This window comes from Bradyrhizobium erythrophlei, from assembly GCF_900129425.1.
Lineage (GTDB): Bacteria > Pseudomonadota > Alphaproteobacteria > Rhizobiales > Xanthobacteraceae > Bradyrhizobium > Bradyrhizobium erythrophlei_C.
In genome coordinates, this window is sequence record NZ_LT670817.1 from 5791303 (window position 1) to 5803902 (window position 12600).

Below are 12600 nucleotides of genomic sequence, written 5' to 3' on the forward strand. Positions count from 1 at the left end.
CCTCGGCCTGGTTCGCCTTCGCCAGATACCGGACCTTGCTGGAAAAACCCGTCTTCGCCAACACTCGGGCCAAAGCTCTATTGTGCCGCGGCGGCTCAGACAAGAGGCTCGATTTTGGAGGCGGAATTTCGTAGACACGACAGGTTGCCGGCCAGGGCACATCTTAACCTTCCACAGGATCCGTCGGCGATTGTTTGCGCGCGCAGCCTCATGCGACGTCACCCCGCGAGACCGTCCGGTCCGGCTGGCGGGCTATGCTTTGCGCAAGGCCCCCGTGTCGACGGTTCTCGACCCGATCGAACTTTCGGCCATCCTGCTGGAATGCTCGGGGCAGCGCTGCCTCATCATCAGCTTCGATCTCATGATCGTGGGATCCGAGCTTCAGAATATCATTCTGAACAAACTCGAGCCACTGGAGTTCAAGCCCCGCGAAATCCTGCTGCTGGCCTCGCACACGCACTACGCACCTGCGACCGACCAGGCTTGCGCGCGCCTGGGGATACCGGAGGTCGAATTCGTCAACGACGTGGCGAATGCCGCGGAAAATCTCGTACGCCAAATTCAACGACAGCAGCCCTTCGAGGTCAGCCTGGATGTTTTTCAGGGCAGCCTCAATCACTCCATCAACCGGCGCAGGTATTGGCCGTTTCCGACCGTCGGACGAACCTACGGGTTCAGGTTGAGAAGCGTCAGCTTAGCACCGAACCCGTCGGGTCCACGGGACGAGCAGGCGACCATTGCCCTGTTGCGGAAATCCAGTGACGGGGGCGTGCTCGGCGCGATCTGGCACTATACCTGTCACCCAACCGCTGTCGTTCCGGACAGCGTCATCAGCTCCGACTATCCCGGCGCCGTGCGCCGCGTGCTGCGCGAGCGCTTTGGTCAAATTCCCTGCGTTTTTGCGCAGGGATTTTGTGGCGATATCAGGCCAAATGTAGCCGTTTCTGCGCCCAGGACCGGGATGCGCGAGCGCATTCGCAAGGTCTTGCGTACGATCGTGTCGGGTCCGATGTTTGCATCGCCCTCGGCGGAGGACTGCGCGGGCTGGAGTCAAAGTCTGGCCTCCCGTATAGGCGACATCGCACAAGGCGGTCCTGCCAGGACGTTCTCGCCGACACAGCTTCACACCGGGTCGGCCGCAATACCTCTCAGCGACTTCTTTGAGGGCTCCATGCCCGACAAGATGCTGGCGGCCCAGATCGTCAGAATTGGAGAGGAACTCGAAATCGTGTCGCTATCGGCCGAGGCAACCGTGGGATGGGAGCCCATTCTCGATGAGGTTGTTCCGGTCGACTCGGGGCGAATTCGTCTTTATGCGGGATATTTGGGCGCCTTGTTCGGCTATCTCCCCACAGCGGCGCAGGTACCGGAAGGCGGCTATGAGGTCGCGGGCTTTCAGGCTCTGTTCGGTCTGTCTGGCGACTTCAAATCCGATCGAATTGACCCTGCTGTCGCCGGATGCGTCAAAAGCGCATTTGAGGATCTGCAGCGCGAAAAAACGCGCGTGATGGACCCGGGCGTCCTCGCCGGTGCAATGACGGGACGGCAGGACATCAGATGACCGACGCGCCGCTCGCGAGCCGCAGCTTCAGCCCGGACGATCAAATCGCCTTCGCCCGGCTCTCTTCCGACTGGAATCCGATGCATCTGGATCAGGCGTTCGCACGGCGCACCCAGTTCGGCGCGCCGGTGGTGCACGGCATTCATACGCTCGCCTGGGCAGCCAATACGCTGCTGGCGCGCTTTCCCCTGAAGATTGCAACCATCCGCGCCAGATTTCCGCAGCCACTCTATCTCGACGAACGCGCGACCATCAGCATTCGCGCGCGGACGGATGCGCGAATCGAATTCGAGGTCGTTGCCGCCAACACGGTGGTTGCACATGCCAAGCTGTCGACGGTGCCTGGAAAATCCGTGGCCGAAAACGCGCGGCTGGCAGCGTCGAAAACCGTCCAACCTGCACAGCCCGCCGATCTTCGATTTGAGCAACTGGCCGATCGTGCCGGCGCGGTTACGATCGGCGATGACGACGCCAAATCGCTGTTCCCGGCGCTGACCGAGTCGATCGGCCTTCCCGCCGTGAAAGCGCTGCTGGCGACCTCGCAAATCGTGGGTATGGCGTGCCCGGGACTTCACTCGCTGTTTGCCGGTCTCGAGGTGAGTTGCGACCCGCAAGGCGATCGCGAGGGCTTTCTCGCCTATGCCGTCCGCAAGGTCGACGCGCGATTTCGGTCGCTGCAGATCGACGTGTCGGGCTCCGGCATCGCGGGCCGGCTCGATGCGTTTGCCCGCCCGGCACCGCCGTCCCAGGCCGCCATGGTTGAAATTTCTCCGCGGGTCGCCGGAGCTCCGTTTGCCGGCCAGAGATCGCTCATCGTCGGCGGCTCGCGCGGTCTTGGCGAGGTAACAGCGAAAATCGTCGCGGCCGGCGGCGGCCATGCCGTTATCACGTACCACGAAAGCCCGCATGATGCCGAGCGGGTCGCAACCGAAATTGTCGGCGCCGGCGGCCGATGCGAAATCCTGCGCTACGACGCCGCCTCGCCGGCGAACGAGCAGCTGCACAAACTCGGCGCGATCGACTGCTGCTACTACTTCGCGACTCCGAAGATATTCCAGCGCAAGTCGGGCTTGTACGAGCCGGAGAAGCTGCGCACGTTCCTGAGCTTCTATGCGGACGGCTTCTTTGACCTTTGCACCGCGCTGGCTGACGGCACGGCCGGAAAATTGGTCGTGTTTTATCCGTCGACCGTCGCGATCGATGAGGCCGCCAGCACGACGGCAGAATACGCCATGGCGAAGACGGCCGGGGAAATCCTGGCGAAGTACGTCAACGAATTCATGCCCGGCCTCCACGTGATATGCCGCCGCCTGCCCCGAATCCTGACCGATCAAACCGCCACGGTCGGCGTTGCCAGCGCCGACAACGCGTTGGACGTGATGCTGCCTATTGTATATGACGTGCAGCAGATGGCCCGGCCCGATCCGGCACCGCGCGGCTGACAACCTCCGACCCGACGTATCTGCTCCGAAACACATTGCGCTTCCATTATGTCTCGTGTCGTCCGCAGCACCATCAAGCGCCTTGCCCAAAAGCTTGTGGGACAAAGCGACGTGCGCGGCTTCGCGCGCAAACAACAACTGTGGCTTTCGAAAAAAATCTATCGGCGCCCGGTTTCGATCGCAGAGTTCCGTCAGCAATTGATCGATCTTGGAGTGACGCCTGGAAGGACGCTCTGGGTGCAGTCGTCATGGAACGAGTTCTATAACGTCCCTCTTCGCCCCAGCGAAATGATCGAGCTGATGCGCGATCTGCTCGGCCCCGGCGGAACGCTGGCCATGCCGGCGTTTCCGATCGATGCGAATCCCGACAAGCTCTTTCTCGTCGACAGGGCACCGGTTTACACAGGCTTGCTGTGCGAAGTCTTTCGCCGCACCCCGGACGTTCGCCGAAGCATACATCTCAGCTCGTCGGTATGCGCGGTGGGCCCCAACGCAGATTTTCTGGTGAAAGACCACCATCACACCCTCATGCCTTGGGGGCAGGATACGCCGTTCTGCCGCCTTGGCGAGATGGACGCGCGAATGCTTGGAATCGGCGCCGGCTTCAATTTCATGACGCCCCTGCATGCCGCGGAATGTTTGCTTTTCGATGAGGTCCCGTTCTTTCGGCAGGTGTTTGACGGCACCATCAAATATCGCTGGAAAACAGCCAGCGGCGAGACCGGCGAGCACGAATACAGGCGACGGACGGGCGATATCAGGCCCCAGCGGCTGCGCCGCCATTTTGGCCCGGATATCTGCGTCGACGCGAAAATATCGAACTTGAGGATACTGGCCGCCGACGCCAGGCCGTTTATCGAGCGGGCCGTCACGCTTGGTCGCAACGGCATTACGATGTATATCCAGCCGGTTCCAAGGCCGGAGCTTTTTGTCTCTTCGAAGGGATCGACGACCTGATGGCGCACGCGCCCGAAAAACTGACTTCATTTGGCGCCATCCTTGCCAGGGTTCAGGATGTTTTCCGCGCCGAGCTCGACGATGAAGAACTGGTGATTGGGCCAGACACCAGCCAGCGAAATCTCAAGACCTGGGACAGCCTGGCGCATATCCGGCTGGTGAGCGGCATCGAGAACGAATTTGATTTTCAATTCAATCTCACCGAGATCGAGCAAATCATGTCGGTACGGCAGTTCGTTCAACTGATTGAGGAACGCTCCCGGTGAGTGCCCCGGTGTCGACGAACCACGCTGCGAGGATACCTTTGCAAGCCCTGCCCTGGCTTCCGCGCCCCGCCGGAAAGATCCGGGACCGGATCGCATCACTGCCGGCCGAGCCTCTGGAGGCGCTGCTGTTTTTGCAGTCGCTGGCGCAGGCCGCCTGGGGCGAAGCCGATCTTCGTCTTCTCGGCCGCAAAATCAGTGCGATTCTGAAATCGGCGCCGGCGAATTTTGCCGCCGAAACCCGGAAGCATGGCCTGGCGCAGGTCCGGATACTGATACTGTCGGCCAGCACGGCCTCACATATCTCTGACGCCCTGATCGGTACTGCCATCCGGTTCAAATTTCTGCTCGACGTCACAGTCGCCGAATACGAAGAGCCGGAGCCCTGGCTCGAACGAAACAGCCGCGAACTGAAGGAAAACCCGCCGGACTTCGTACTCGTGGCTTCCGACAGCCGCATGCTGAAGCTTGCATCTCCGCTCGGCGATGAGACCCAGGCCGCGCAAACCGTCGAGGCGGCGATCGCCCGGATTTCGCGAATCGCCGAAGTGGCGGGCGTGGCGACGGGGCGTCCCGTCATTTTGCAGACCCTCGCGGACGATCCTGATGCCATTCAGTTCAACATGGACCTCGGCCTGCCGGGCAGCCCGCGCTTTCTGACTCATGAATTCAACCGGCGCCTGGTGCAGCAGGCGCGACAGGATTCGCGGCTTGTGCTTGATGTCAACGCGCTCGCTGGCCTGGTCGGACAATCCGCATGGTCGGCCGGACGCTATTGGTACGCCGCGAAATATCCATTCGCGACCGGCATGATCCCGCTCTACGCCGACAACGTCATGCGAATTCTCGCGGCACAGATGGGACGTTCGCGCCGCGTCCTGGTTCTGGATCTCGACAATACGATGTGGGGCGGCATCGTGGGCGACGACGGCATCGAAGGTCTCGCACTCGGCAACGGCAGCGCACTGGGCGAAGCCCATGCGGCGCTGCAGCGGATGGCGCTATCCCTGAAAGAGCGCGGAATCATTCTGTGTGTTTCGTCGAAGAACGATGAGGCGATCGCGCTCGACGCGTTCCGCAACCACCCCGAGATGATCCTGAAGGAAGACGACATCGTTGCCTTCCGGGTCAACTGGGATGACAAGGCGGCCAACATCAAGGCCATCGCCGACGCGATTGACCTCGGTCTCGACGCCTTCGTGTTCCTTGATGACAACCCGGCTGAACGCAAACGCGTTCGCGATGCGCTGCCGTCGGTTGCCGTTCCGGAATTGCCGGAAGACCCGAGCGACTGGCTGCCGGTATTTCAGGCGGCGAGATATTTCGAGCAAGCCGGCTTTTCAAAGGAAGACCGGCTCCGCGCCGGTTTCTATAAAGCCAACGCGCTGCGTGCCGCTCAAATGGAGCGGATCGGCGATCACGACGATTATCTGCGCTCGCTCGGGATGACGCTGTCGATCGCGCCTTTCGACAACGCGGGCCGCAAGCGAATCACCCAGCTGATCTCGAAATCAAACCAGTTCAACTTGACGACTCGCCGCTACAGCGAGGCTGAAATCGCGGCGATGCAATCTAACGCCGATATTTTTACATTGCAGGCACGCCTCGAAGACATCTTCGGCGACAATGGAATGATCTCGGCCGTCATTTGCCGTCAGGCCGGCCGGCGTTGGGAAGTTGATACCTGGATCATGTCTTGCCGCGTTCTTGGCAGACGTGTGGAAGAAGCCATTCTTCAGCACCTGGTCGAGCAGGCGCGCTCGAGGGGGATAACCGAGATCGTTGGACGCTATATTCCAACCGCCAAAAACGGCCTGGTTCGCGACCATTTCAGCAGGCTTGGTTTCGTCCAAACGGACTCTCAAGATGGCGAAACGACCTGGCAGCTTGCCGTAGGCAGTTATGCTGACAAAGATCTGCCGCTGAGAACCGATCCGCAGCGAGAACTGAAACTTGCTTCGGCGGGCGGATCCTAGAGAGACCCGCCAGCGCGGCGATTGATCCGGTTCTAGACATGTGTGAACCCCTCAAGTTCAGCCGGAATCGCGAGACGATGCGCCTCGCTCATCAGCCTTGGGCCGCGGATGATGCTGAACGCCGCTGCGGAAGGTAGGCCGAGGTGCGGCCAATGTTTCCTGCCACAGCTTCTCGGCGGCCTCTAGCGGGGCGATCTGAACATTCCCCCACCAGGCAATTTCATTGCCATGGTGATGCAGCTGCCGATGATGATCGCGACACAACGGTACCGTGAATTCATCGCTGACCTTGCGGCCGAGCGCCCTGGGTTCTGCGAATTTTACGTGATGGGCATCGCAAGGCGTGCGTTGGCAAACTAGGCAGGGCTGCTCTGCGACAAATCTCAGATGCGCCTTGTTTCGCTTTTGCGCGGTCTTGAGCAACGGCGTGACCTGATCATCGAGCCGCCCCGGCAGCGGCCCGACCGCGGCCTGATAGGCCGTTTCAACCATGCGGGCATCCTCGGCCGTGAGAGTGTTCTTAGTTGGCAGACGCCGGTGGGCCCATAGCGCCAGATCGTCGGCGCCATTGAGCTCTTTGATTTCGGCAACTAGCTGATCGCGCAGCACGGCCGAAGGCTCAGCTGATAGCACCGGCTTTGGCTGTCGCGGTTTGTGGATGGATCCGTTCGATTTGCGGGGAATTGGCCGGTTTTGGTGTGGATCCTCAGGCGGTTGAACCGTAGGGGATGGCTCGACCAGGAGGTCCGGCGCATCGAGATCGTCGTCGCCGGCAATCCCCACCAGCGCGAACAGCGCATAACGCCGCGCATAGGTCAGGGCCGCCCCCATCCGATGTGGGTTCGCGGTTTCGGTGATTGGGCAGACCGGCCAGTCCGACGAGATCCACTCTCCGGAGGCGTGGGCAAGCAGCGTCGTCAGCTGGATCTGGCCAGTGGCATGGTCGATGGCCGTGGTCTGGACCGTCGCGATCTCGTGCTCCCCTAGGCTCTTGCGCACGATCTCAAGGCCGCTGGCGAGCGAGGCATAGCGGAAGGTCCGGCTCTCTTCGCGGGGAAATGGCGAACGGATGGTGGCGATCACGTTCTTTTCCGGATTTAAGAGCTCACCCTGGGCCTTGGCCAAGGCTGCGGCGATAGCGCCGATGGTGTCACTGGAGCGGTGCATCGGCGGCCTCCAGGAGCTCAAAACTGATCGCGCCGGATTTGGAGCGCTTGGCCCGCAGACCGTGCCCCGTGGCCTCCCTGGCGTCTTCCGGCACCAGTTTTTTCAGATCGGCCTTGGCGCCCTCGTGCTCCTGATGGGCTGACCGGGAGCGGCGGTAGGTAGCGGCAAATTCCGCCCAGGAATTGGAGGCGCTCATATCAACCATCCGGACCGCTTCCAGCCGCGGCCGTGGCGCCTCGACCCCGAACAGCCGGGGCGTCTCGCCATCCTGGACGCAGCGCCAGAACTTCTTCTCTGCGGTGAGCAACAGGTGCTGGTACAGCGGGTCGGCATGGACAGTGAGTTCCACCCACTTCCCTCCCCCCGTGATGATCGACAGCACGGCCGACCGGGCATCGGAGACCCACATGTTGTGCTGGAGCTGCGCCATATGCTTTTCGGCCGCAGCTTCTTCCGAGAACGTCCAGGGCAGCATGAATTTGGCTTCGAACACCGCGCCGCCGGGATCGACGAGGCCGTCCAGGGTGGCTGCCATCCATTTGTGAATGGGATGGTGCAACCGCCGCTGCACGTCCTTTACGGCATGTCCGGTGTTGCGCTCGTACCAGCGCCGGTTGAGGTCTTCGGTGACGGTGCCGAGCTGAACAATGAGGACGTCGGTTAGATCTTCCGGCTCGACCTCCCCTCGCTTTTCCCGCCAAAGGCGGACGAGATCGGCTTCATCATTGCCCATGATGATTCGGGCATCAGAGCCACCGATGAACGATCGGCGCTGCATGTCTGTTTCTCCCGATGATTTCGTACTATGCATCTCTCAACTTCCTTTTGATTATTATACCCCATATGGGGTAAAATAACCCATATGGGGTAAATGTCAAATGAAACCTGCCCCACTTTCGAGTGCTCAGATCAGAGCGGCTCGCGCCCTGCTAAGGTGGAGTGCAGCGGATCTCGCCCGGGAAGCGGCTTTGGGTGCCAATACCATTCGCAGAGCTGAAGTTGCCGAGGGGCAAACTTCACTAACGACTGCCAATGAACTGGCTGTTCGCCGCGCTTTCGAGAAGGCCGGCGTCGATTTCATCGACGAAAACGGCGGGGGCGCCGGGGTGCGGTTACAAAAACCAAGCAAAGCCAAACCGAAAAAGAGTTGACTGAACTCACCTTTCGGGACGCTGATCGTAACTAACGCCCAGCACCGTGCTGCCGTACAAACGGCAGTCGATCGCCGCCTACTTCTGTGTCGTATCTTCTGAGCGGCACCGGCCGGATCGAGAGCGAGAGACGGCTTAGGACACGGCCGCGAGGCTAGTTGAAGCTACTTATTCTTCGCAGTTTTGATCGAAACGATCTTACTAATCGCGCGATCTCGCCGCCCCGCCGCCCGCTTTTCGTAAGGGATGGTTTTGGCAAGCTCGGAGAGGGCGCGCCCGACCGCATCAATGAACCGCGGTCCTTCTTCCTCATTGCCGCCGGGCAGAGGCGCGCGCTCGAGCATTGCGGCCTGCATTCTCTTGACCCTCTCCAGTTCAATATGAGCATCCGCTGCTCGGTCTGCCAGGGCGAGGATTTCGGCATCGGTATCATCTCCCGCGAATTGACACGACAGATCCTTGAATTGCACCTCAGATCGCACTGACATGGGCACCGAAAGACCATGACGGTAAGAATTCTTGCTGGATCGCTTCTTTCCCGAATCCGATTCCGGCCCGTTGCTCTTCCGCGCGTTGCGTTGATTGGCTGCAATCTGCCGCTCGCTTGCCATGCTCAGTTTACCGGAACGTTGGCGATGGAAGGCGCTTCGTCTGCGGCCAGCACGCGATCGGAGTTCCGCCGCACATGAGCTGCAAGGCTTTTCCGATACTTAGCTAATGAGCGAAGAGCTTTGTCTCGACCTTCCTGCGCTGCCTTCAACATCCGATCTGCATTTTCGAGATCTTTTGCGACCATCGTGTAGGCTTCGGCTTCGATTGCGGATTCGTCAAATCCGGCTTCCTCTAGCAGCGATAATACGCGGCGCCTGCCCTCTGGGTCATTTAACCACTCGTGCGCAAGAATTTCTGATGCCTTTCGGTCTTCGAGATGCAACTTCCCATTCATGGAGAGCGGGCCCGGAAATTTGACCCGGTTCAGAATCCGCTCCAGTGCCTTGGTCAACGCGTTGTCGAGGATTCCAGTCTTGACGCGCCGATATCGCATGGTGTCCCAAGTGTAGAAAGCCGCCTCCTGCACCCATATCCGCTCGAGGAAATCGATCGGTCCGATATCTTGGCTGATAGCAGCTAGTATCTTAACCGCATCGGCTTTCGACTCGGTCCGCAGAACCTTAAATTCGGAAAGAAGATCGCGAGCTTCGCGAGTTTTGTTTGCCATGAATATTCCCCTCATACACGTTGCATCACGACGAGGTGCCGTGACTAAGAAACCCGCTCGGATGAACGGGAAAATCGTGTGGGGGACAATTCTCAAGTAAGCGGGCAAAGGCTAATATTCGGTAAACGCAGGACGTAAAATTTCCGGGGCAGTTCGGTCGATAAAGTCCGCGCAATAACGGCATGCAATTGGTTACGCCCGGCGAATGGTTGCCTGGGATCTTGTCACGCTGCAGAACTATGGTCCTATCGATTGGTGACTTGGTTGGTGGAAAATTTCTGTTCGAGCCGTCCTTAAAGTAAGACGCGGACCCGGAAATGCACACGCAATTTTAGGGTGCCAGGATTTTCGATTTCAATTTCGAAGTAGAACGTTGTGAGCCAGGGGCAGTCTCACAAAAATAGGTGTTTAAATACCGGAGCCTGCGTGCGTTTCTGCAGAACGAACCCAAATTTATTGCCTTTTAGCAATGGCTTAGATCTCGGGGGCGTCCGCGCCATCCACAATCGAATGATGTTGGGGATAGTCCAAAAGCGCTAAGCAGTGATGCGTTCAAAAGCATGACAAGCTCCCTGCTTCCGGCGATGGTGTCGGCCCCCAACGCGACGCGCCCCAAGCCACACCGGAGTCCCCTGAATGCCCTTCCCGCCTGCCTCGCAAGCCCTCTCCCGCTTCACCGTGCTCGATCTCACCCGCGTCCGCTCCGGGCCGACCTGCGTGCGGCAGCTCGCGGACTGGGGCGCCAATGTCGTCAAGATCGACGCCCTGGTGGAGGACGCCGCCGGCGAGCAGCCGGGTGGTCCGCGCCGGGGCCCCGATTTTCAGAATTTGCACCGCAACAAACGCGCGATGGCGCTCAACCTCAAAGACCCCGGAGGCCTTGAGGTGTTCCGGCGTCTGGTGGAGAAGGCCGACGTGGTGGTCGAAAATTTCCGTCCCGATGTGAAGACCAAGCTCGGCATCGACTATGCGAGCGTTCGCAAGATCAATCCGCGAATCGTCTATGGCAGCATCTCCGGCTTCGGCCAGGACGGCCCCTATCACAAGCGCCCAGGCTTCGACCAGATCGCGCAGGGGATGGGCGGGCTGATGTCGATCACCGGCGCGCCGGGCCAGGGTCCGATGCGGGTCGGCATCCCCGTCGCCGACCTCACGGCCGGGCTGTTCTGCGCCATCGGCATCCTCACGGCGCTCTTGGAGCGCGACGTCTCCGGCGAGGGCCAGTGGGTGCAGACCTCGCTGCTGCAGGCGCAGATCTTCATGCTGGATTTCCAGGCCGCGCGCTGGCTGATGGAAAAGGACGTTGCGAAACAAGCCGGCAACAACCATCCGACCAGCATCCCGACCGGCGTGTTCAAGACTTCCGACGGCTATATCAATATCGCCACCACGGGTGGACGGATCTGGGAACGCTGCGCGCAGGCGATCGGCGCGCCTGAGCTTGTGACCAACCCCGATTACGCCACCGCCCCGGCGCGCTCCAAAAACCGCGACGCGCTCAACGCCGATATCGGCAAATTCACCGAGAAGAAACCCACCGAGACCTGGGTGAAGGAACTCAACGCCGCCGGCGTGCCCTGCGGCCCGATCTATTCGATCGACCAGATGTTCGAGGACGATCAGGTCAGGCATCTCGGCATCGCCCAAGATGTGCCGAACGCCGAGAATCGCCACATCCGCCTGGTCGGCCAGCCGGTCACGCTGTCGCGTACGCCGAGCAAAATGGCGGCGCGGCCGCCGGAGTTCGGCGAGCAGACCGAAGAAGTGCTGGCCGAGTTCGGATTTACCGCGGACGAAATCGGGGCGCTGCGGCGCGACAAGGTGGTGTGACCGCAGCAAGCCTTCTTCTTGCTCTGCTGCGATCCGCCGACTTGCTCAAACAAAAGCCCGGCACCAGGCCGGGCTCAGGTTTCTTCTGACGTGAAGGTGAAACTCAGTACTTCGCGAGCGCCGGACCGTTGAACAGATAGTTGACGCCGACGCGCAGAATATTGTCGGTGAAATGCGACGAATAGGACAACCCGCCGGTGGTGCGGACAGGCACCAGAATTCCGGTGAGCGCAATCGGACCAGCGCTGACGGAGCCGAGGTCCATGTAGAGATATTCAAGCTTCGCCGTCCAGTTTCCGCCGATCCGCCCTTCGACGCCACCGCCCGCAGTCCAGCCCGCCCGAGTGGATGAAGTGCCCGGGAGTACCACGGTTAACGGAACGAATCCGCCGGTGGCGGTGCCACCCGTCTGCACCTCGCCGTAGGCCAGACCGCCGGTTCCATACAAGAGCACGGTCGGAGACACGAGAATTCCGGCGCGGCCCCTCACGGTGCCGAACCAGTTCAGCTTCTGGGTTAGGTTCGAAGTGATGTTGGTGCCGTCGTCATCGCAGGCCACGCAGTTGAAGAACGAGGATCCGCGCTCGCCGCTTCCCTGGATGTCCGCCTCGAGACCGAACAGCCAATTCGAGGCTTGCCAGTTGTAGCCGACCTGGCCTCCGCCGATGACGCCATTGACGTCATTGCGGGACGTAGAACTAAACAATGGCACACCGCTGCTAAATCTCGAGATTGCCTCTGAATTGCTTGAGCTGCCCCAGCTGTAGCCAACATTGACGCCGAGATAAAATCCGCTCCAGTTGAAAGCGGGCTCTACGAAAACAGGAGCCTTGGTATAGACCCGTGCCGGCAGGTCGGCGGCAAGGGCGCTCGTGGTAACCAGCGAAGCAATTCCCAATATTCCAAATAAAATCTTCTTCATGACGTGCCCCATATGACTTGCCCCATGAACGAATTGACGGAGGTATTGGGTTGCAATCTAGGCAACCTGGACGAGCGTGTCTGTCCCATTTGGGCAACATTGCGCAACAATC

At 60.3% G+C, this 12600-nt stretch carries 12 protein-coding genes; 7 read left to right on the top strand and 5 right to left on the bottom strand.

Annotation, left to right across the window (positions count from 1 at the left end; all coding sequences use genetic code 11):
* Positions 1–190 precede the first annotated feature (190 nt).
* Genes B5527_RS27770 through B5527_RS27790 form a run of 5 tightly spaced genes read left to right on the top strand, consistent with a single transcriptional unit; the run spans position 191 to position 6199 of the window.
* The gene (locus B5527_RS27770; protein WP_079604366.1) at positions 191–1561 is read left to right on the top strand and encodes a hypothetical protein; all 1371 of its coding nucleotides are present in this window, start codon (positions 191–193) and stop codon (positions 1559–1561) included.
* Entirely contained in the window at positions 1558–3003 is a 1446-nt protein-coding gene (locus B5527_RS27775) for a MaoC/PaaZ C-terminal domain-containing protein (RefSeq protein WP_079604367.1), read from the top strand. The genes B5527_RS27770 and B5527_RS27775 overlap by 4 nt, the downstream gene beginning before the upstream one ends.
* 48 nt (positions 3004–3051) lie before the next feature.
* Positions 3052–3960 (top strand): AAC(3) family N-acetyltransferase, encoded by a 909-nt coding sequence (locus B5527_RS27780; RefSeq protein ID WP_079604368.1) that lies wholly within the window; start codon positions 3052–3054, stop codon positions 3958–3960.
* A complete protein-coding gene (locus tag B5527_RS27785) occupies positions 3960–4226 on the top strand; it encodes an acyl carrier protein (RefSeq protein ID WP_079604369.1) in 267 nt (88 codons plus the stop codon). Before B5527_RS27780 ends, B5527_RS27785 begins: the two co-directional genes overlap by 1 nt.
* A gap of 38 nt (positions 4227–4264) precedes the next feature.
* Positions 4265–6199: an HAD-IIIC family phosphatase gene (locus B5527_RS27790; RefSeq protein WP_154072564.1), complete on the top strand. Its 1935-nt coding sequence runs from the start codon at positions 4265–4267 to the stop codon at positions 6197–6199.
* A gap of 57 nt (positions 6200–6256) precedes the next feature.
* Here the strand turns inward: B5527_RS27790 and B5527_RS27795 are convergent, their stop codons facing one another.
* A complete protein-coding gene (locus B5527_RS27795; RefSeq protein ID WP_079604371.1) occupies positions 6257–7366 on the bottom strand; it encodes an ERF family protein in 1110 nt (369 codons plus the stop codon).
* Positions 7350–8144 (bottom strand): YqaJ viral recombinase family protein, encoded by a 795-nt coding sequence (locus B5527_RS27800; RefSeq protein WP_245332276.1) that lies wholly within the window; start codon positions 8142–8144, stop codon positions 7350–7352. Before B5527_RS27800 ends, B5527_RS27795 begins: the two co-directional genes overlap by 17 nt.
* A gap of 190 nt (positions 8145–8334) precedes the next feature.
* On the opposite strand from B5527_RS27800, the gene B5527_RS27805 reads away from it, so the two are divergent.
* Positions 8335–8517, top strand: a complete 183-nt coding sequence (locus B5527_RS27805) for a hypothetical protein (RefSeq protein WP_338065039.1) — start codon at positions 8335–8337, stop codon at positions 8515–8517.
* Between the two features lie 164 nt (positions 8518–8681).
* Here B5527_RS27805 and B5527_RS27810 read toward each other — a convergent pair whose 3' ends face one another.
* Both B5527_RS27810 and B5527_RS27815 read right to left on the bottom strand, forming a co-directional pair.
* Complete coding sequence (locus B5527_RS27810; RefSeq protein ID WP_079604374.1) at positions 8682–9128, bottom strand: hypothetical protein; 447 nt, start codon at positions 9126–9128, stop codon at positions 8682–8684.
* Positions 9129–9130: 2 nt separating this feature from the next.
* Positions 9131–9736: a hypothetical protein gene (locus B5527_RS27815; RefSeq protein WP_154072565.1), complete on the bottom strand. Its 606-nt coding sequence runs from the start codon at positions 9734–9736 to the stop codon at positions 9131–9133.
* Between the two features lie 636 nt (positions 9737–10372).
* On the opposite strand from B5527_RS27815, the gene B5527_RS27820 reads away from it, so the two are divergent.
* Positions 10373–11566, top strand: a complete 1194-nt coding sequence (locus B5527_RS27820) for a CaiB/BaiF CoA transferase family protein (protein ID WP_079604376.1) — start codon at positions 10373–10375, stop codon at positions 11564–11566.
* 103 nt (positions 11567–11669) lie between these two features.
* On the opposite strand, the gene B5527_RS27825 is transcribed toward B5527_RS27820, so the two are convergent.
* Positions 11670–12488 (bottom strand): outer membrane protein, encoded by an 819-nt coding sequence (locus tag B5527_RS27825; protein WP_079604377.1) that lies wholly within the window; start codon positions 12486–12488, stop codon positions 11670–11672.
* Positions 12489–12600: the final 112 nt, after the last annotated feature.

Coding starts and splice junctions, on each gene's coding strand:
- B5527_RS27775 (WP_079604367.1), top strand. CDS start 1,558: ATGACCGACGCGCCGCTCGCGAGCCGCAGCTTCAGCCCGGACGATCAA.
- B5527_RS27780 (WP_079604368.1), top strand. CDS start 3,052: ATGTCTCGTGTCGTCCGCAGCACCATCAAGCGCCTTGCCCAAAAGCTT.
- B5527_RS27785 (WP_079604369.1), top strand. CDS start 3,960: ATGGCGCACGCGCCCGAAAAACTGACTTCATTTGGCGCCATCCTTGCC.
- B5527_RS27795 (WP_079604371.1), bottom strand. CDS start 7,366: ATGCACCGCTCCAGTGACACCATCGGCGCTATCGCCGCAGCCTTGGCC.
- B5527_RS27800 (WP_245332276.1), bottom strand. CDS start 8,144: ATGCAGCGCCGATCGTTCATCGGTGGCTCTGATGCCCGAATCATCATG.
- B5527_RS27810 (WP_079604374.1), bottom strand. CDS start 9,128: ATGGCAAGCGAGCGGCAGATTGCAGCCAATCAACGCAACGCGCGGAAG.
- B5527_RS27815 (WP_154072565.1), bottom strand. CDS start 9,736: ATGGCAAACAAAACTCGCGAAGCTCGCGATCTTCTTTCCGAATTTAAG.
- B5527_RS27820 (WP_079604376.1), top strand. CDS start 10,373: ATGCCCTTCCCGCCTGCCTCGCAAGCCCTCTCCCGCTTCACCGTGCTC.
- B5527_RS27825 (WP_079604377.1), bottom strand. CDS start 12,488: ATGAAGAAGATTTTATTTGGAATATTGGGAATTGCTTCGCTGGTTACC.